Origin of the sequence: Paraburkholderia caledonica (assembly GCF_000383275.1) — a bacterium.
GTDB classification, from domain to species: domain Bacteria; phylum Pseudomonadota; class Gammaproteobacteria; order Burkholderiales; family Burkholderiaceae; genus Paraburkholderia; species Paraburkholderia caledonica.
In genome coordinates, this window is sequence record NZ_KB911035.1 from 375225 (window position 1) to 394804 (window position 19580).

Sequence of the window (19580 nt, forward strand, 5' to 3'; positions counted from 1 at the left end):
GGCGCTTTAGTGACCTTCTAATGGACGTTCAGCGAAACTTCAGCGGACCTTCACGCCCTCGTCCGCGATATAGGCGCGGATCACGTCGGCAAAGGTCTGCTCGCCGCGCAGGCCCAGTTGTTCGGCGCGCGATGTGTCCCAACGTCCCGGCCAGCTACCGACGATTTTTTCGATGCGCGCGTCCGGCTGCCAGACGATCCGCTTCGCGACCTCATCGCCAGCCACTTCGCGCAGCGCCGCCACCATCTCGTCGACGCTCACGGAGATGCCCGGCAGATTCAGCACGCGTTGATTGCCCAGCGCGGCGGCATCGAGTTCGAGCCCGGCAATCAGGCATTCGATCGCTTTGCGCGGCGACAGCAGCCACAGCCGCGTGGCGCCGTTGACGGGGCACACAGCCTCTTCGCCGTTCAGCGGCTCGCGGATGATGCCGCTTGCAAACGACGACGCCGCCGCATTCGGCTTGCCGGGCCGCACGCTGATCGTGGGCAGCCGCAGCACGCGTCCGTCGACGAAACCGCGCCGCGAATAGTCGTTGAGCAGCAACTCGGCAATCGCCTTTTGCGCGCCGTACGACGATTGGGGATTCAGCGCAGTATCGTTCTGCACGATGTCGGGCAAGTCGCCGCCGTACACCGCGACCGAACTCGTGAACACCACGCGCGGCCGGTGTCCGCGTTCGCGGCAAACGTCGAGTAGCAGGCGCGACGCGTCGAGATTGATGCGCATGCCGAGATCGAAGTCGGCTTCCGCCTGACCGCTCACGATCGCGGCAAGGTGAAAGATCGCCGCGGTGTTGCCGTCGATTGCACGCTCGAGCACGCTGCGCTCCGCGATATCGCCCACTTCGGTGCGCACGCGGCTGTCGCCGAAATCGTTCGCTTGCACGACGTCGAGCAAGACGAGTTCGGAGATGGCTTGCGGCGCGCCTTGCGCGTCGTTCAACGAACCGCGCGAGAGCAGTTCGCGCGCAAGGCGTTGGCCGAGAAATCCCGCGCCGCCGGTTATCAGTACTTTCATGATTGGCTAGTGTCCTCGTTATATCCTGGTCAAGCGGCGTTCAGATACGGTTTGAGCCAGCCGAGCCCCGCGGAAGTCGCGGCGCGCGGGCGGTATTCGCAGCCGATGTAGCCGTCGTAGCCGAGTGAGTCAATGACATCGAAGAGATACGGATAGTTGATCTCGCCCGTATCCGGCTCGTGCCGCTCGGGTACGCCTGCAACCTGAATGTGACCAATGCCCGCCTGATCGCGCTTGAGCTTCACCGCGAGATCGCCTTCCACGATCTGGCAGTGGTAACAGTCGAACTGCACCTTGAGATTTGGCTCGCCGACTTCCGCGCAGATTGCTTGCGCCTCGTCCTGCCGGTTGAGAAAAAAGCCCGGCATGTCGCGTGTATTGATCGGTTCGATCACAATCATGATGCCCTCGGTTTGCGCGGCCTTCGCGGCGTACGCGAGGTTTTGCAGATACACCTCGCGATGCCGCTCGCGCGGCTGATCCGCGCCGATCAGGCCCGCCATCACATGCAGCTTGCGATTGCCGATCACACGCGCGTATTCGAGAGCCGTTTCGATGCTGCGGCGGAACTCGTCTTCACGTCCGGGCAGCGTTGCGATGCCGCGCTCGCCGCTCGCCCAGTCGCCTGGCGGCGCGTTGAAGAGCGCTTGTGTCAGACCGTTGGCGTCGAGCCGCGCCTTGATTTCCGCGGCGCGAAAATCATACGGAAACAGAAACTCGACCGCTTTGAAACCGTCTTTTGCGGCAGCAGCGAAACGGTCCAGAAAAGCGTGCTCGTTGTACATCATCGACAGATTGGCGGCGAAGCGAGGCATGGCGGCAACTCCTTTGAAGCTGTGTTCAGCGCGCGGCAACCGAAGCTGGAGCAGCAACGTAGGCGCCGCGCGGCGCTTTTAGCGATTGACCAGTCTGGCCGGCGTGAGCCACGTAGCAATCGCGCCAATCACCAGCATGCCGGCCAGCACATACATGCCGGTCTGCGTGCTGTGCGTCAGATCCTTCAGGTAGCCGATCATGTAGGGACTCGCGAAACCCGCGAGATTACCGATCGAATTGATGATCGCGATGCCGGCCGCTGCGGTCGCGCCCGACATGAAGGCCGTCGGCAGCGACCAGAAGAGCGGCGCGCAAGTCAGCACGCCGGCAGCGGCGAGCGACAGAAACGCGATGGACACCACCGTGTTGCTCGCGAACGAAGCCGCGACCGTGAAGCCCACGGCGCCGAACAACGCCGGCACGATCAGATGCCAGCGGCGCTCACGGCGCTTGTCCGCGCTATGCCCCATCAGATTCATCACGACGATCGCGCAGACAAACGGAATCGCGCTCAGCAGACCGATGTTAAATGCGCCGCTCACGCCCGTGGATTTGACGAGCGTCGGCATCCAGAACGTCAGGCCGTATTGCCCGGTGACGAACGCGAAGTAGATCAGCGACATCCACCATGTACGCGGATCGCGGAACACCGCCCGCAGCGAATGAGCGTTTGCTTTTTCCTTCGGCTGCGATGCGGCGATTTCATCGGTCAACAGGCGCTTTTCGCTTTCGCTCAGCCACTTTGCGCTCGCAATTCCGTTGTCGAGATACAGGATCGTGGCGATACCGATCGCCACCGCCGGAATTGCTTCGATCAGGAACATCCATTGCCAGCCCTGGAGACCTGAGCTGTGATGGAACGCCTGCATGATCCAGCCGGACAGCGGATTGCCGAAGATGCCCGACACCGGAATGGCCGACATGAACACCGCAATGATCTTTGCACGCCGATGCGACGGAAACCAGTAAGTCAGATACAGGATCACGCCCGGATAAAAACCTGCTTCGGCGAGACCAAGTAGAAAGCGCAGGATGTAGAACTGGGTCGGCGTCTTCACGAACACGAATAGCGCTGACATGACACCCCAGGTAATCATGATCCGTGCGATCCAGATGCGCGCGCCGAGCTTGTGCATCAGAATGTTGCTCGGCAATTCAAACAGGAAGTAGCCGATAAAGAACACGCCTGCACCGAGGCCGAATACCGTTTCGCTGAACGCGAGGTCTTGCGACATTTGCAGCTTTGCAAAGCCGACGTTCACGCGATCCAGATACGCGACCACGTAGCAAAGCATCAGAAATGGCACGATGCGCCAGAACACTTTCTTGTATGTGCGCTCGACTTCCGCGGCGCCGGGTTGACCCGCGGCCGCCGCGAACGGCTGGCTGGATACGGCCTGATACGAACTCATGCAATGTCTCCTGGGATGGTTGTATAACGCGTCGCCTTGGGCGATCTGATTGATGTGAGCGGTTGCTACCAGCGCGCGCCGAACGCGCTGCGCAGTTCTTCGAGCGACGCTTCGTCGAGCGGCGCCGGTCGAGGATTGGTCATGAGCCACAAACGCGCGGTCTCTTCGAGTTCTTCGAGTGCATACGACGCATGCGCGACGGAACGTTCCCAGACCACTGGGCCTAGGCGCTCGAGCAGCACCGCGCGAACGCTATCGGCGAGCGCGGCGATCTGCGCGGCCACTTGCGGATCGCCGGGCCGCCGGTAACGAATCAGCGGCACGTGGCCCACTTTCATCACGTAGTACGGCGTGATCGGCGGCAGTACGTCGGCCTCACTCCACACGCCCGCGAGCGTCAGTGCGACCAGATGCGTCGAATGCGTATGCACGATGCCGCGCGTTTCGCCGTTGCGCGCATAGATGCCGCGATGCAGCGCGAGCGTTTTCGAGGGCTTGCCGCCCGACACCGCATTGCCGTCGAAGTCGACCTTGGCGATGTCGGTCGGATCGAGCCGACCGAGGCACGCATCGGTCGGCGTGATCAGCCAGCCGTCATCGAGCCGCGCGCTGATGTTGCCAGCGCTGCCGACCGTATAGCCTCGTTGATAAAGACTCGCGCCAGTCACGCATATTTCCTCGCGTACGCGCGCTTCGTTCGTGGCGTGGACTGCGGGCGCGTTGCTCATTGCGCGGCTCCGTTCAGATGACGCAGCGCTTTTTCGAAGAAATCCGTCGTGCCGAAGTTGCCGGATTTCAGTGCCAGCGCGAGCGGTTGCGTGCCCACGGTTGCAGTCGCCGGAACGCCGGGATCGATCTGCGCGCCGATGCGCAACGTGCGGACATTCAGCGCCTGCACGACCGCGCCCGAGGTCTCGCCGCCCGCCACGACGAACTTGCGCACGCCGCGTTCATGCAAGCCGCGGGCAATCGCCGCCAACGTCGATTCGACCAGATGTCCTGCCCGGTCCACACCGAGTTCGCGCTGCACCGCTTTCACTTCGTCGGGCGTGGCGGTCGCGTAAATGAGCATGGGTTCGGCTTTGTCGAGATATGTTTGCGCGAAGGCCAGCGCCTGTTCGACAACCGCTTCGCCGCGCGCAGCCGCAAGCGGGTCGATGCGAAACGCAGGCCGTGTTTCGCGCCAGGCGGCGACTTGCGCATTGGTCGCTTTCGACGCGCTGCCGGCGAGCACTGCGGACATTCCTTCGACGTGCGGCAGTTGCGCGGCATCAGCTTGCGAATCGAGCAGGCCCGCGCGACGGAAGTTACCCGGCAAGCCCAACGCAATACCGGAGCCGCCTGTGATCAATGTCAGATCGGCGCACGCTTCGCCAAGCACGTATAGGTCGGCGTCGGAGACCGCGTCGGCAATTGCCATGCGCACGCCCTGGTTACGCAATGCGTCGAACGATTCGCGCACGGCCGATACACCTTGGGCCACCGCGTCGTAACGCACGAGTCCGACCTTCGAATGCGTCTGACGTTGCAACACGCGCACGAGGTTGGCGTCGCGCATCGGCGTGAGCGGATGGTTCTCCATGCCCGACTCGTTGAGCAACGTATCGCCGACAAAAAGATGACCGCGAAAAATCGTGCGGCCGTTCTCGGGGAACGCGGGGCAGGCAATCGTGAAAGCACTGGCAGAACCTTGCGCGGACAGCGCGTTCAGCAACGCATCCGTTACCGGCCCGATGTTGCCCGCGTCAGTCGAATCGAAGGTCGAGCAATATTTGAAAACGAACTGGCGGCACCCTTGGGCGCGCAGCCAGTCGAGGGCGGCAAGCGATTGCGCGACTGCGTCGGCTGCGGGGATCGTGCGCGACTTCAGCGCGACCACGAGCGCGTCGGCTTCGATCGTTTCTCCCTTCTCGGGCACGCCGATGGTTTGCACCGTGCGCATGCCGCCGCGCACCAGCATGTTGGCGAGGTCCGTTGCGCCGGTGAAATCGTCGGCGATACAGCCGAGCAGCGCGCGTTGTGTCGTAGCGGTCATGACGCGCTCCTGTTCACTTTGCCGCCGGCACGTCGATGCCGGGGAAAATCTTGATGACCGCGGAGTCGTCTTCGCCGCCGTGACCGGCTGTGGACGCCATCATGAACATCTGGTGCGCCGCCGCCGATAGCGGCAGCGGAAATTTCGAACGGCGCGCGGTATCGAGCACGAGGCCGAGATCCTTGACGAAAATGTCGACGGCCGACAGCGGCGTGTAATCGCCGTTGAGTATGTGCGGTACGCGGTTCTCGAACATCCACGAATTGCCGGCGCTGTGCGTGATCACGTCGTAAAGTGCGTCCGGATCGACGCCTTCGCGCAAGCCGAGCGCCATCGCCTCCGCGGCCACGGCGATATGCACACCGGCCAGCAACTGGTTGATGATCTTGACCTTCGATCCCGCGCCATGCGCGGAGCCCAGGCGATAAACCTTGCCCGCCATCGCGGCGAGCACGTCCTCACAGGCCGCGTAAGCGGCGGCGGGACCGGACGTCATCATCGTCATCTCGCCCGATGCGGCGCGCGCCGCCCCGCCCGAGACCGGCGCATCGAGCATCTGCAAACCTGCTGCCTCAATCCGCTTGCCAAGTTCGATTGCGAAGTCGGGCGCGACCGTCGCGCTCGCGATCACGACGCCGCCCGGCTTCATCGCCGAGACCGCGCCTTGCTCGCCGAACAACACTGCCTCGGTTTGCGCGGCGTTCACCACCAGTGTGATAACCACGTCACATTGCGCACCGAGTTCGGCTGGCGACGCACATCCCACGCCGCCTTCTTTCACGAACGCCTGCAGGACTTCGCTGCGCAGATCGCACGCGTGGACCCGCAAGCCCGCACGCAGCAACGAACGCGCGACGCCCAAACCCATTGCACCGAGACCGATGACACCGACATTTCTGGACATGCTGCACCTCTATGGAATCTGTTACGCGCTTGTGGGGATTGCATCGCGTGCGCCGACTTCGCAACACTCGCCGGCGTGCCACGGCATCAGCGAATGCCCGCTTCCGCGAGCCGCCTTGCCGCGTTGTACATGTGCGTTTGCGCCGCGTTGCGCGCGGCCATTGGGTCGCCGGCACGAATTGCCGCTGCAATGGCCGCGTGCTCTTCGCGCACCTGACGCGAGAAGTCTTCGCGCAGTGCCTCGTTGCGACGCGTGACAACCGTCCCGGCTTCGAGATACTGATTCAGGAACGTCAGCGTCTTGAGGAAATACGGATTGCCGGTTGCTCCCGCAATCGCGCGATGAAACGCGACGTCTTCGGTCACGCCGTCCTCGCCTTCCGCGACGGCTTCGTCGATCTTCGCGAGAGCCGCGTCGATGGACATCATGTCGGCGTCGGTGCGACGCATCGCGGCCTCGGATGCGACTTCCGCTTCAATCGCCCGCCGCAGCGCGAGAATCTGCACGACCGACCCCGGCTCGACCGCTTCGGCGTAGTCGATACGCAGCGGCCGGATCGCGCCGTGCGCCGCGATGAAGACGCCGCTGCCCTGGCGCGGCTCGACCACACCTTCGTTCTTCAGCCGCGAAATCGCCTCGCGGATCACCGTGCGGCTCACGCCAAATTGCTGCGCGAGCACGGCCTCGGTGGGCAGCTTGCCGCCGCGCGCGAAGGTGCCCTTGTCGATCTGCTTAAGAAGCTGCTGCGCGACGGTGTCGCTCAATGCGCGGGCTGGAATCTTGTCGAACATCGATCTCTCGATTGTCATGTCATCGGGTCATCATACAAATTTTCGATGCCGGTTACATCCACGCAAACCCTGGGTTTTTTGTCCGAAGACCCGCGAAGTTGGCGAAACAGAAGGCTTAAGCTATCGTCACGCCTTTGCGCACCGTCGCGGCCATCGAGTCACCGTGGACGGTATCCAAGCCTTACGAACGCACGTTTCGCACACATTTCCAGGTCCATGAGCAAAGCCCCGCCGCCGTCCCCCGACGTTTCCGCCAGCGCCGAACCGGCCCCGGACAAACCGGGCGACTCGTACGTGCAGTCGTTTGCGCGCGGCCTCGCGGTGATTCGCGCGTTCGACGCAACGCGCCCCGAGCAGACGCTTACCGACGTCGCCGCTGCCACGGGCCTCACGCGCGCGGGTGCGCGGCGCATCCTGCTGACATTACAGACGCTCGGCTACGTCGAAGCCGAGGGCCGCCTGTTTCGCCTGACGCCGAAAATTCTCGACCTCGGGTTCGCGTACCTGACGTCGATGCCATTCTGGAACCTGGCCGAGCCAGTCATGGAAGAACTGTCCGCACAGGTGCACGAAAGCTGCTCGGCGGCCGTACTAGACCGCACGGAGATCGTCTACGTGTTGCGGGTGCCGACTCACAAGATCATGACGATCAACCTGTCCATCGGCAGCCGCCTGCCCGCGTATTGCACGTCGATGGGCCGCGTGCTGCTCTCCGCACTCGACGACGAGACGCTCGAAACCACGCTGAATTCGTCGCCGCTCTACGCTCACACGCCGCGCACGGTAACGGACAAAGAAGAACTGAAGAAACTGATCGCGCAGGTGCGCCGCCAAGGATGGGCGATTGTCGATCAGGAACTGGAAGGCGGTTTGATTTCGCTGTCGGCGCCTATCCGCAATCGTCAGGGACGCGTGATCGCGGCAATGAATATCAGCGGCAACGCGCAACGCAATTCGGCCAGACAGATGGTCAAAGCGTTTCTGGAGCCGCTGCAGCAGGCTGCGCAAACCGTATCGGAGATGGTGGCAAGGCGCGGTTGAAATTCAGCGGCAGTTTCGCCACCGCTGTTCGAATGTTCACGCCCCGCGCCCGCAACTGCGGTCAGCGGCTGAGGTACCGCTCCACCAGCCGCGTCCAGAATGCCGCACCAACCGGCAGGTTCTGGTCGTTGAAGTCGTAATGCGGGTTGTGCACCATGCAGCCGTCCTCGCCCACTCCGTTGCCGATGCGTAGAAACGTGCCCGGCCGCTTCTGCAGCATGAATGCGAAGTCCTCGCTGCCCATCAGTATGTCGGTCTGCGCAACGACCCTGTCGTTGCCTACCAGTTCGCGCGCCACTTCTACCGCGAAATCTGTTTCGTCATCCGAATTAACGACGACCGGATAACCTTCGATATATTCGACCACGGCCTTGCCGCCATAACTCGCGGCCTGCGTTTGCGCGAGTTCGGTAATGCGCTTTTTAAGCAACGCACGCACTTCAGGGCTGAACGAACGCACGCTCAGTTCAAGTCTCGCCGTGCTCGCGATCACGTTGTTTGCTGTACCCGCATGCATCGAGCCGACTGTCACGACCGCAGGTTGCGACGGATCGACGTTACGCGCAACGATGGTCTGCAACGCCATGACGATGCTTGCCGCCACCACCACCGGATCGACCGTCAGATGCGGGCGCGCCGCGTGGCCGCCCACGCCTTCTACCGTGATGATCGCCTTGTCGCCCGCCGACATGAACGGCCCCTTGCGGAACAGCAGCACGCCCGGTTCCGCGCCTGGATGATTGTGCAGACCGAACACGGCGTCGCACGGAAAGCGCTCGAACAGGCCGTCTTCGATCATTTTCTTCGCGCCGCTGTCGATGCCGCTTTCTTCGGCCGGCTGAAAGTACAAGTGCACCGTGCCCGAGAAATTGCGCGTGGCCGCAAGACGTTGCGCGGCACCGAGCAGGATTGTCGTGTGGCCGTCGTGGCCGCATGCATGCATCTTGCCGTGCGTGCCGCTCGCGTAAGGCAGACCGGTTTGCTCGATGATCGGCAGCGCGTCCATGTCGGCGCGAATGCCGATGCTGCGCTTGCCGTCGCCTACTTTGAGCGTGCCGACCACACCGGTTTGACCGACACCGCGCGTGACCTGCCAGCCCCATTCCTCGAGCTTCCCGGCGACGAGCGCGCCGGTTTGCAACTCCTCGTAGGCAAGTTCGGGATGGTGATGAATGTGATGGCGAATTTCGCGCAGGCTTTCGGCGGCAGGAATCAGATCGGCTACTTCGGTGTAACGCGCGCTTTCGCTCATTTGCAAGAGACTCCGTGAAGTGAAGCTGTATGAAAGCGGATGCCAAGGCAGCAGTAAGACTGCCACCTGCTTACCGCCGATGCAGCAAAGGCGAGAACTATAGCCCGGCTTTGGCTTCGAGGAATGCGATCAGCGCATGACCCGCCGCTTCCAGCTCGCCTGAATTGTCGATTGATTTGCAGCGAACGCCGTCGGGCAAAGAAAAAGGCGCGTGCCGTGCGAGCCGCGCGGCTACTTGCTCCGCCGATTCGCGCGCCCGCGCACCGAGACGCGCTTCGAGAATATGCGGAGCAGCGTCCACGTGCACGACTTCGGTACGAGGATAGCGCGCAAGCGCATGATGCAAGTACTGGCGCGAGCCATTGACGACGACCGTGCAACCGCGCGCGAGCCATGCATCGAGTTCGATACCCACGCCATAGCGCAGCGAATGACTGGACCATTCGAGCGCGAAGAGACCCAGCAACGAACGAGCGGCGAATTCCTCGACGCTTAACGCGACATGTTCTTCGCCGTTGCCGCTTGGCCGCGTAATGTAACGATGCGCGAAGAGAATCGGCTCGCCCGCAAGGCGCTTGCGAGCGAAACCCAGCAACGCGTCTTTACCCGCGCCGGACGGCCCCATCACATAGACCAGGCGACCTGTCATTGGCCCCTCACCTCGTGGCATTGAAACGGCACACTTTGCCATAACGCGACGCTTTGCGGGACCCGCTCAGCGCGACGTTTTCAAGTGGAAAGCGGCACGCGCTCCGGTTCGTCTGTTTCGAACCAGGCGGGGTTACGCGCGGCGATAGGACCGAGCGACACGAGGATTTCACGCAGATGGCTGCGCATGGCGTCTTCAGCGGCGATGGGATCGTGCGCGCGCAAACCGGCCAGGATCTTCGCGTGTTGCTTGATCAACAGATCGAGGGGCGACACGTCCGGCAAACTCAAGTAGCGCACGCGATCCATTTGCGCCTTGATGTCCTGAATGGTTTCCCACGCGGCAGTGCAGTCTATCGCCTGCGAAATCGCGTAGTGGAATGCTTCGTCGAGCGCGAGGAACGCGGCCGTGTCATTCGATTTTGCCGCGAGCTTCTGTTCGCGCAGATTGTCGGCGAGCGCCTGCAATTGCTCATCGGTAATCGACACTGCTGCTTTGCGCACTACCGCCGTCTCGATCGCTTCGCGAATAAAGCGCCCTTCGCGCACCTGGCGCGGAGAGATGCGCTTCACGAAGGTGCCGCGCTGCGGCAAGACCTGCAGCACGCCCGCTTCGACCAGTTTGATGAATGCCTCGCGCACCGGTTGTCGCGACACCTGGAACATGTCCGACACTTCCTTCTCCGAGAGCGGCGTGCCGGGGACCATCTGGCCGACGAAAATGGCCTGTCGCAAAGCGCGGAAGATCTGCTTGCCGATGGGCTCGTGCGAATCGAACGATACGTTCTCGGTTAGATCTGGCAGTGGGACATGCACGCCAGCCTGCGCGCCCGCACGACGCCGCGCGCGGGGTTCAGCGAGCGTGGCGTTCGCTCCAATGGGCGGCTTGCTGGCGGAGAGATTCCTGGTCGACATTTTGCAAACTACGAAAGAGCATCGAGTGGATAGCTGCCTCGGCGCATCGGTGCACAGCCGTTACTAAATGCACGCTGATGCACCCTGCGAAGCTGTGCACCATACTACCATGCACGTTCGACCGCCAGCGTGCTTGCGCGCGGCTCGCGAATCCACACGAGGGAGCACACCGCGCCGAGTACGGCGATCCCTCCCGCCAGCACGAATGCGCTGCCATACGCGCCGTGGGTCGCCTGAACGATGAAACCAGTGACAGCCGGCCCGATCACGCCCGCAAGATTCGCCAGCAAATGCACGAAGCCGCCAACGCCGCCCACGTGTTCGCGCGGCACCGTGTCCTGAATGACGGCCCAATAAACGGCGCCCGTCACATACAGGAAGAAGATCGACACCGACATCAGCGCAACCGCGCTCTCCGTGCTGGCCACGCGGCCCGCCAGTGCAACGCACACCGCCGCCGCGCCGAGACATGTCCCCAGTACGATCTTGCGCGACAACAGCGGCTTGCCAGTCAAACGCAGAATCAGGTCGGAGATAAAGCCGCCGGCTGCAAGTCCGATGCTGCCGAGCACCCATGGAATCACCGTGGCGATGCTCATGTCATGCAGGCTCAGGTGGTGCGCCTCGGTCAGATAGGTCGGAAACCACGAGAGAAAGAAAAACAGCACGTAGTTGTACGAGAAGAACGCAAAGGCAGTTGCGAGAATAATCGGCTTGCGCAGAAAGTGACCGAGGCCGAGCTTGGAGCCGTCGGCGGAATGCGCGAGCGCGTGTTCATCGGCCTGGCCTGCGAGAATCAATTGCATCTCATCGCTTGTGACGCGCGAATTCTGTTGCGGATGCTCGGTCGTGGTCGCGGCCCAAAAGACGAGCCATAGCAGCCCGAGCAACATGATCGCGACGAACGCCCAACGCCAGCCGAACTGCACGGCCATGAAACCCACCACCGGGCCCGCCAGCGCACCGCCGAGCGGCGTGCCGGAACTGATCACGCCGATCGCGCTCGCTACTTCCTTGCGAGGAAACCAGTTGTTGACCATCTTGCTGTTCGACGAACTGAACGGCCCCTCGCCCATGCCGAACAGCACACGCAACACGATCAGCGAACCGATGCCGGTCGCGAGCGCCGTGGCGCCGCAGAACAAAGACCACACGCCCATTGCAGTGCCGAACACGCGCTTCGCGCCGACCTTGTCCGACAGCACGCCGCCAACGAAATTGAACAACGCATAGCCCACGAAGAAACTGCTGAACACAACGCCCATTTGCGCGTGCGAAAAGTTCAGGTCTTTCTGAATGAGCGGCGCGGCGATGGATAGCGCCGAACGGTCGAGATAATTGATGACGCCCGCCAGAAAGAGCAGTGCGACAACAAACCAGCGTTGACTCTTTATCATGCGATGTCTCCTTCATTGCGCCTCTTGACGGGCGTTGGAACGGCTTGTGAATGTGTTGCGCCCATCGAGGAACGTGTTTGCAACGCGCCTGCGGGCGTGCGGGTTCAGTCGAAATTCAGATGCACCTTCATGGACTGCGAGCGGTCCAGAGCGACCTCGAATGCCTGGTTTGCATCGCTCATCGCGAATGCGTGCGTCATTAGCGGACGCAGGTCGACCTTGCCCGATGCGATTTCATCGGCGGCAATTGCATATTCGTCGGTGAAGCGAAACGAACCTTGATAGCGAAGCTCTTTCGACATCACAAGATTGGCCGCAACCGGCGACTGTCCCGCAGGCAAATTGCCGACCTGGATTACCGTGCCGCCTGCACGCGCTGACCGCAAAGCCGTTTCGAGTCCCGCGGGACTGCCGGACGCTTCGATCACCACGTCGAACGTGCCGCGCTGTGCGGACCATTGCTCGATCGTCGCGCTGTCGGCGGCATTGACCGTCTGGTCCGCGCCGAGTTGAGCGGCAACCTGCAAAGCCCGGCTCGACAGATCGACGGCGACGACCCGATGTGCGCCTGCACGCCGCGCCACCGAAAGCAGGATGCAGCCGATCGGGCCGCAGCCGATCAACAGCACGCTTGCGCCGACGAGCGAGCCTGCCCGTTTCACCGCATGCAGCGCGACGGCGAGCGGCTCGGCCATCGACGCCTGCGCGAAGTCGACGCTGTCCGCGACCGGAATGCACTGGCGCGCCGCCACGACAATGTACTGGCGGAACATGCCCTGCGTGTGAGGAAACGTGGACGCGCTGCCCATGAAGCGCATGTTCAGACAATGATTAGGCATCCCTATCGTACAGTACTTGCATGTTCCGCATGCGAGCCCTGGGTTCACGGCGACGCGCTGACCCGGCACGAGGCGCGCATCGGCGCTCACGCCTTCGCCCAGCGAATCGATTTCGCCCGCCACTTCGTGCCCGAGCACGAACGGCTCGCGCACCGCGAAGTCGCCGCTCTTGCCCTTGAAGTAATACGAGAGATCCGAACCGCAAATACCGCCGGCGCGCACGCGCACTCGCACCTGACCGGGGCCCGGCTCCGGCGGAGCGACCTCGTCGATGCGAATCAGTTTGGGTTCGTGAAGCACGGCTGCAAGCATGGTGGACTCCGGTATGACAGATGCGCGAATTCGATTAATTCGATTAAGCGCGGCAAAAAGCGGGGTAAATAAGACCTGAGCGGCGGCGCTGCATCACTCGTCGGTCACCAGCTCCATAGCGTGCCGTCCTCGAGACGTGCAACGGGCAAATAAGCCGGATCGTAGGGGAAACGCGCAGCGGCGGCTTCGTCGATGTCGACCCCATGGCCCGGTGCATCGCCCGGATGCATCATGCCGTGGTCGAAGCGCCATGCATGAGGGAACACTTCAAGCGCCTCTTCGGGAAAGCCCATATATTCCTGCACGCCGAAGTTCGGCACCCACAGGTCGAAATGCAGCGCCGCACCCATGCAGACAGGCGAGAGATCCGACGGCCCATGACAGCCTGTGCGCACCTGGTAGAGCGAAGCAAAATCGGCAATGCGCCGAAGATGCGAAATGCCGCCCGCGTGCGTCAACGTCGCGCGGATATAGTCGATCAGTTGCTCCTCGATCAACTGCTTGCAGTCCCAGATACTGTTGAACACTTCGCCGACCGCAATGGGCGTGACCGTATGCTCACGTATCAGGCGGAAGCCAGCCTGGTTCTCGGCGGGCGTGGGGTCTTCCATCCAGAACAGACGATACGGCTCAACGGATTTACCGAGGCGCGCCGCCTCGATCGGCGTCAGGCGATGGTGCACGTCGTGCAGCAGATGCGTGTCGAAACCGAACTTCTCGCGCACCGCTTCGAAGAGTTTCGGCACGAAGTCGAGATACTTTTCCGACGACCAGCTTTGCTCTTCAACGGCGCCCTTCGTCGCCGGCTCGTACATGCCGCTGCCTTTCGATACGCCATATACCGAGCGCATGTTCGGCACACCGCATTGGATGCGAATCGCCTGATAGCCGGCCTCGATGTGCTCGGCGTAACGGTCGAGCGCTTCTGGAATGTCCCGACCCGTGGCGTGTCCGTACACCATCACGCCTTCGCGCGATGCCCCGCCGAGCAGCTTGTACAGCGGCATCCCCGTGACCTTGCCGAGGATGTCCCATAGCGCCATGTCGACCGCGGCGATGGCCGTCATCGTGACTGGACCGCGGCGCCAGTACGCCCCTTTGTACAGATACTGCCAGGTGTCTTCGATACGGCCCGGGTCGCGGCCGATCAGTAGCGGACAAACGTGATCTTTCAGATACGAGGCAACCGCCAGTTCGCGACCGTTGAGCGTGGCGTCGCCGATACCGTGCACGCCTTCATCGGTGACGATCTTGAGCGTGACGAAGTTGCGGCCGGGGCACGTAACGATCACATCGGCGCGAACGATTTTCATGTTTCCTTCCTTGCTTCAATCAGGTCTGGCGTGACACCGAACGCGAGCTTGACGCTGAATTCACGGCTGCGGTGTCATGGCGCTTTCAACGAAGCATGCGACTGCATATCCGGCTTCAGCCTGCTTGCCTCGAATCGTTTGAACGATGCTACCATACAAGTATATTGACACGTCAAATCAGGGTTTTCCCGCTGATTCACGGCGTTTCAAGCCTGTCACGTCATTTGGACTTCACACCATGAGCACGCCAGCTTCATTGCCTCGCCTTACCCGTCATGCGTTGTCCGCCCTGAGTCAGCATGTGTTGTCATCGGAGCATGCTGCGTGGCGCGAGCCGTCCATCGGCATCGTGCATCTCGGCATTGGCAATTTTCATCGCGCGCATCAGGCGCTTTATACGGAAGAAGCCATGCTCGCCGAAGGCGGCGACTGGGGCATCTGCGGCGTCACGCTGCAAGGCGACGTGGCGAAGCGCAATGCGCTGATGGAGCAGGAAGGTGTGTACAGCGTCGTCGAACGTGGACCCGAGGGTGCAAAGGTCACGGTTGTGCGCGCATTGCGCGAAGTGCTTGCAATGCCGCACGACCACGACGCATTGTTCGCGCGGCTCGCTGATCCGTCCGTGCGGATCGTTTCGTTGACGGTCACGGAGAAAGGCTATTGCCGCAATGCGAAGACCGGCGATGTCGCACTCGACAATCCCGCCGTCGTACACGATCTATCGCATCCGCACGCACCACGCAGCGTGCCTGGCATTCTGGTTGCCGCGTTGCGCCAGCGCCGCGATGCAGCGAGAGAACCCTTCACCGTGCTGTCGTGCGACAACCTCGCGCACAACGGCGCCGCTCTGCGCCAGGTGGTATGTTCTTTTGCACGCGAGTTCGATCCGGCACTCGCTGACTGGATCGCAGTGGAAGTTGCGTTCCCGTCGACCATGGTCGATCGCATCGCGCCGGCCACAACCGACTTCGAGCACGCCACCGTGGCGGCGGCGCTCGGCTATCGTGACGCCGCGCCCGTGCCGTGCGAACCGTTCCGGCAATGGGTGATCGAAGATCGTTTTCCGGCGGGACGTCCGGCGTGGCATGCGGTGGGCGCACAACTCGTCGACGACGTCACGCCGTTCGAACTGGCGAAGCTGCGCATGCTCAACGGCACGCATTCCACCCTCGCCTATCTGTCGATGCTTGGCGGCTTCACCACGATCGACGAGGCGATCGCCGACCCCGCCATGCGCAATCTCATCCACGCGATGATGACCGAAGAAATCGCGCCGACGCTGAACATGCCGGCGTCATTCGACGTCGCCAACTATCGCGATGCACTGCTCGCGCGCTATGCGAACCCGGCGCTCAAGCACCGCTGCGCGCAGATTGCGATGGACGGCAGCCAGAAGATTCCGCCGCGCCTCCTTGGAACCATCGCCGCGAGAATCGACGCGGGGCAGCCGTTCACGCGCCTCGCACTAGCGGTCGCGGGATGGATGACATTTTTGCGCGGTTATGCAGACGACGGTTCGCGCTACGACATCAGCGACCCGCTTGCCGAAAATTTGAAGGCGCTCGCAGCATCTGCGAATGGCGACCCTCGGGCGCTGATGGATACGCTGCTCGGCGTGCGCGAAATATTCACCGCGGAGTTGGCCGCGCAGCCCGCGTTCAGAGCGGCGTTGCTTCATGCGTTGCAGTTGCTGCAAGACAATGGCGCACGCGCAGCGGTAGCGGCATTGCAATAACGCGCCGCATTTCATATGTCAGCCAGGCCGTCGGCTCGGCCTCGTGTCACTCGGTCGCACTTTCGCCGGCTTGCAAGTGCACGGCTTCGGTCTGGTCCGCCTGCTTGCGCCGGCGTGCCTCGAGCACGTCGCGATAACGCAAATATGCGCAACGCCCTCCCGATTTCGCCGCATACATCGCGGCGTCAGCGTTCAGCAGCAGTTCCTCCGCCGTGCCGCTGTCGTCGGGGAACTGGCTGATGCCGATGCTCGCGCCCACCGTCATGCCCTGGCCGTCCATCACGATCTCTTCGTTGAGCGTGGTCATGATGCGTGAGGCGATGCCCGGCGCCGCCTCCGCCGAGCGCGGCCCCTCGATCAGCACGATGAATTCGTCGCCGCCGAGACGCGCGACGACATCCGCGGAATGCAGCACTTGCTTGAGCCGCAGCGCCACCGCAACGAGCACCTTGTCGCCGACCGAATGGCCGAACTGGTCGTTGATCTGCTTGAAGCGGTCGAGGTCCACGAACAACACCGCGAGTCCTTCGCGGCGGCGCGTCGCATCGTCGATTGCACGCTCGAGCTTCTCCATGAACAGCATGCGGTTGGGCAGTCCGGTGAGCACGTCGTGCGTGGCGAGATGCACGAGTTCGCGCTGTTTGACATGCAGCGCGTCCATCTGCGATCTGATCTCGCGGCGCAGACGATCGAAACAGCGCGCGAGTATGCCGATCTCGTCCGTGCGTTTGACGGGCAATGTCTCCATCGCGTGTTCGGCGAAAAGATGCGTGGCCGCATACGCGAGGATATGCAACGGCTTGGTTAGCGCACGCGCAAAAAGAATTGCGAGAAGCAGTGCGAGCGCGCTGAAAATCAACACCATGCGAATGATGCTGCCGCCCAGCAGTTGCGCGCCCGACAACACGTCTTCGAGCGGCTTGCCGAGCCCGATCACGATGAAGCGATTGCCCTCGGACGCGCCGAACGGCCGGCGCACGAAGGCGAGTACTTGCCCTTCGGCCTGACGCGGTCGCGCGAGGCCGTTCACGAGTACTTCGCTTTCCTTCTGTTCGAAAAGCGGCTTGGTGACGGCAAAGCTATCCTGCATCAGCACGCGGCGGCCGCTATCGAAGCCGAACGTTTTCGACGCGTCGGGATGAACCAGAAAGTCGCCCCATTCGTTGGCGAGATAGACCTCATAATCGCTTGGCAAATCGCTTTGCAAGCGTTTGAGCAAATCGGCGAGATTGATATCGATCACGACGACGCCGATCACCGAGCCTTGCGCGTTCGCAACGGGCGTGCCGACCCGCAACGTCGGTTTGCCCTGCGCCGCATGAGCGCCGTACTCATGATTGACGGCAATCGGCGACGTGTAAATGCGTCCGGGCGAAAATGTGAGTGGCTCGAACACATACGGGAACTGCCCTTTCTCCTGAAGATCGCCGCCGTCCACGCGCATCAGTCCGTCGGCGTCGCGGTCAAAGCGAATGATTTCGAGGCCGTGATGCGCGCGGCTGATAAGCCGGATCTGCAGGTACTCGGCGTGATGGATCATGAAGCTCGAGTACACCTGCGCGAGCCGTTCGCGCGAAGCGCTCGCCGCAGATCCGTCGCCGGTCGCCAGGACCTCGGCCGACGAAGGCAAGCTCGCGAGCACGAGTGCGTCGGCGCCCACGTCGTCGATGGATGCGGAAAAACGCTGACCCAACAATTCTGTGGACGTCAGCAAGCTGTGGCCGGCTTCCTTCACGAGCATCGCGCGGTTCGCGTGATACGCGTAATAACCGGTCGCGCCCGATGCCAGCACGCCAATGCAGGCGAGCAGAATTGATAGCTTGAAGGTGAGGCCGGGGCGGATCATCAGAAGCGCTCCGAGCGGTCACCGGAGACGATTCTGATCCACAGGTCCTCGCGCCGTTGAATGTTTTCGACCGGACCGATCCACACGATGCGAGCGCTATCGCTATGCGCAGCCGGATCGGTCAATGTGTTCGCGAGTCCTTGCCGTTGTGTCAGTAACCGGCTCACGTCCGGTTCGAGCATGTAATTGATCCATGCGAGCGCGAGCGCCGGATCAGCGGCTGCACGCGTCATCGACCAGCAATCGAGCCAGGCCAGCACGCCTTCGTCGGGAATCACGTAGCCCACGTCGGCGCCGGCGCGGCGCAGTAATTCCAGTTGCTGCGTGCCGTAGTTCCCGAACATCAGCGCAACGTTATGCTGGATGAAAAACGCGGTCGCCTCTTCAGGCAGCGTGTAATAGGTCAGCAGGTTGCGGCGCAGATCGACGAGCTTGTGCGCAATCGCGCGCATCTGCGTGGCGTTCAGATTGAACGGATCGGGATAACCCAACGCGAGCGCCGTGAACGAGAAATTGTGCTGCGCACTATTGAAGTCCAGCACCTTGCCGCGGTATCGCGGGTTCCACAGTTCGCGCATCGAGCGCGGCGCGACTGCGACCTGCTTGCGATCGTAGATGAGGCCCATCGACGAATAGGTGAACGGAATCGCATACACCTTGCCGTCCGACATGATTCCTTCGATCGCCGAGCGCGCCTGAAAACGCGGCAGTTGTCTTGCCGTATTGGGCAGACTTTGCAGATCGAGCGGCGCCAGCAGATTTGCGTGCGTATAGCGCTGGATTTCCGCGGTGTTCGCCGCGAGCACGTCGAAGCGCGGCGCGTTCCTGGCATGCAGCTGGGCCCATAGCGCTTCGTCGGAATCCACGAGCGTCACTTCCACTTTTACGTCGTAACGCAACTCGAAGTTCCTCACGACGTCGGCATCGGCGTAACCGGGCCACGCAAGCACATGCAAGACTTTTTTCGCGACCTCGGCCGACGCGCTCGATAGCAACCCGAAACTGAGAAACGCGCCCACAACGAGTCGCAACAAAACCGCGCACCCGCTACGCGCTAATGGCCCGCGCGAGGACGCAAGCGCAATTCGCTGCTGACCAGGCTGCGTAAAACAGCGCACTCCATCTGCCGTCGAAATCATGTGCATATGCAACACCGTTTTGCAGAAGGCAGTTCCCGCGAGCAGAAGCCCGCGTAAATGACTCGCGAATCAATACTGGAGACTTTTCCTCTGACCAGAACTGCTCTGTGCGCTGCGTGGAAGCGCGAGGAGCAACGATGATAGCCCCAAGCAATATGTTTTTGG

17 protein-coding genes are annotated in these 19580 nt (G+C 62.2%); 2 read left to right on the forward strand and 15 right to left on the reverse strand.

From position 1 onward, the window contains the following. Nucleotides 1-39 precede the first annotated feature (39 nt). The 7 genes from denD to H281_RS0107845 form a co-directional block, all read right to left on the reverse strand. Nucleotides 40-1020 carry a D-erythronate dehydrogenase gene (gene denD, locus H281_RS0107815; protein ID WP_020066534.1) on the reverse strand — a complete coding sequence of 327 codons (981 nt, stop codon included), beginning with the start codon at nt 1018-1020 and terminating at the stop codon, nt 40-42. A gap of 29 nt (nt 1021-1049) precedes the next feature. Beyond that, the gene (gene otnI, locus H281_RS0107820) at nt 1050-1835 is read right to left on the reverse strand and encodes a 2-oxo-tetronate isomerase (RefSeq protein ID WP_020066535.1); all 786 of its coding nucleotides are present in this window, start codon (nt 1833-1835) and stop codon (nt 1050-1052) included. A 78-nt stretch (nt 1836-1913) separates the two neighbouring features. After that, complete coding sequence (locus H281_RS0107825) at nt 1914-3248, reverse strand: MFS transporter (RefSeq protein WP_020066536.1); 1335 nt, start codon at nt 3246-3248, stop codon at nt 1914-1916. 65 nt (nt 3249-3313) lie between these two features. Beyond that, the gene (gene otnC, locus H281_RS0107830) at nt 3314-3976 is read right to left on the reverse strand and encodes a 3-oxo-tetronate 4-phosphate decarboxylase (RefSeq protein ID WP_020066537.1); all 663 of its coding nucleotides are present in this window, start codon (nt 3974-3976) and stop codon (nt 3314-3316) included. Beyond that, nucleotides 3973-5283, reverse strand: a complete 1311-nt coding sequence (gene otnK / locus H281_RS0107835) for a 3-oxo-tetronate kinase (protein ID WP_020066538.1) — start codon at nt 5281-5283, stop codon at nt 3973-3975. The genes otnC and otnK overlap by 4 nt, the downstream gene beginning before the upstream one ends. Before the next feature lie 13 nt (nt 5284-5296). Further along, entirely contained in the window at nt 5297-6187 is an 891-nt protein-coding gene (ltnD, locus tag H281_RS0107840) for an L-threonate dehydrogenase (RefSeq protein WP_027804391.1), read from the reverse strand. Nucleotides 6188-6273: 86 nt separating this feature from the next. Further along, nucleotides 6274-6978 carry a FadR/GntR family transcriptional regulator gene (locus H281_RS0107845; RefSeq protein WP_020066540.1) on the reverse strand — a complete coding sequence of 235 codons (705 nt, stop codon included), beginning with the start codon at nt 6976-6978 and terminating at the stop codon, nt 6274-6276. 216 nt (nt 6979-7194) lie between these two features. On the opposite strand from H281_RS0107845, the gene H281_RS0107850 reads away from it, so the two are divergent. Continuing rightward, the gene (locus H281_RS0107850; protein ID WP_020066541.1) at nt 7195-8019 is read left to right on the forward strand and encodes an IclR family transcriptional regulator; all 825 of its coding nucleotides are present in this window, start codon (nt 7195-7197) and stop codon (nt 8017-8019) included. 61 nt (nt 8020-8080) lie between these two features. Here the strand turns inward: H281_RS0107850 and H281_RS0107855 are convergent, their stop codons facing one another. The 6 genes from H281_RS0107855 to manD all read right to left on the reverse strand — a co-directional run bounded on the left by H281_RS0107855 (nt 8081) and on the right by manD (nt 14695). Then, on the reverse strand, nt 8081-9271 hold the full coding sequence (locus H281_RS0107855) for a M20 aminoacylase family protein (RefSeq protein WP_020066542.1): 1191 nt from the start codon (nt 9269-9271) through the stop codon (nt 8081-8083). A 97-nt stretch (nt 9272-9368) separates the two neighbouring features. Further along, nucleotides 9369-9920: a phosphonate metabolism protein/1,5-bisphosphokinase (PRPP-forming) PhnN gene (gene phnN, locus H281_RS0107860; RefSeq protein ID WP_020066543.1), complete on the reverse strand. Its 552-nt coding sequence runs from the start codon at nt 9918-9920 to the stop codon at nt 9369-9371. An 80-nt stretch (nt 9921-10000) separates the two neighbouring features. After that, the gene (locus H281_RS0107865) at nt 10001-10834 is read right to left on the reverse strand and encodes a GntR family transcriptional regulator (protein ID WP_020066544.1); all 834 of its coding nucleotides are present in this window, start codon (nt 10832-10834) and stop codon (nt 10001-10003) included. Nucleotides 10835-10938: 104 nt separating this feature from the next. Further along, nucleotides 10939-12231, reverse strand: coding sequence for an MFS transporter (locus tag H281_RS0107870; protein WP_020066545.1), 1293 nt, complete (start codon nt 12229-12231; stop codon nt 10939-10941). Nucleotides 12232-12335: 104 nt separating this feature from the next. Continuing rightward, on the reverse strand, nt 12336-13382 hold the full coding sequence (locus H281_RS0107875; protein ID WP_020066546.1) for an L-idonate 5-dehydrogenase: 1047 nt from the start codon (nt 13380-13382) through the stop codon (nt 12336-12338). A 104-nt stretch (nt 13383-13486) separates the two neighbouring features. After that, nucleotides 13487-14695, reverse strand: coding sequence for a D-mannonate dehydratase ManD (gene manD, locus H281_RS0107880; RefSeq protein WP_020066547.1), 1209 nt, complete (start codon nt 14693-14695; stop codon nt 13487-13489). A 238-nt stretch (nt 14696-14933) separates the two neighbouring features. Here manD and H281_RS0107885 point away from each other — a divergent pair, with 238 nt between their 5' ends. Continuing rightward, complete coding sequence (locus tag H281_RS0107885; protein WP_027804392.1) at nt 14934-16430, forward strand: mannitol dehydrogenase family protein; 1497 nt, start codon at nt 14934-14936, stop codon at nt 16428-16430. Between the two features lie 46 nt (nt 16431-16476). Here the strand turns inward: H281_RS0107885 and H281_RS0107890 are convergent, their stop codons facing one another. Together H281_RS0107890 and H281_RS0107895 are read right to left on the reverse strand one after the other, a co-directional pair. Beyond that, complete coding sequence (locus tag H281_RS0107890) at nt 16477-18276, reverse strand: diguanylate cyclase domain-containing protein (protein WP_020066549.1); 1800 nt, start codon at nt 18274-18276, stop codon at nt 16477-16479. Further along, on the reverse strand, nt 18276-19421 hold the full coding sequence (locus H281_RS0107895; protein ID WP_027804393.1) for an extracellular solute-binding protein: 1146 nt from the start codon (nt 19419-19421) through the stop codon (nt 18276-18278). The genes H281_RS0107890 and H281_RS0107895 overlap by 1 nt, the downstream gene beginning before the upstream one ends. Nucleotides 19422-19580: the final 159 nt, after the last annotated feature.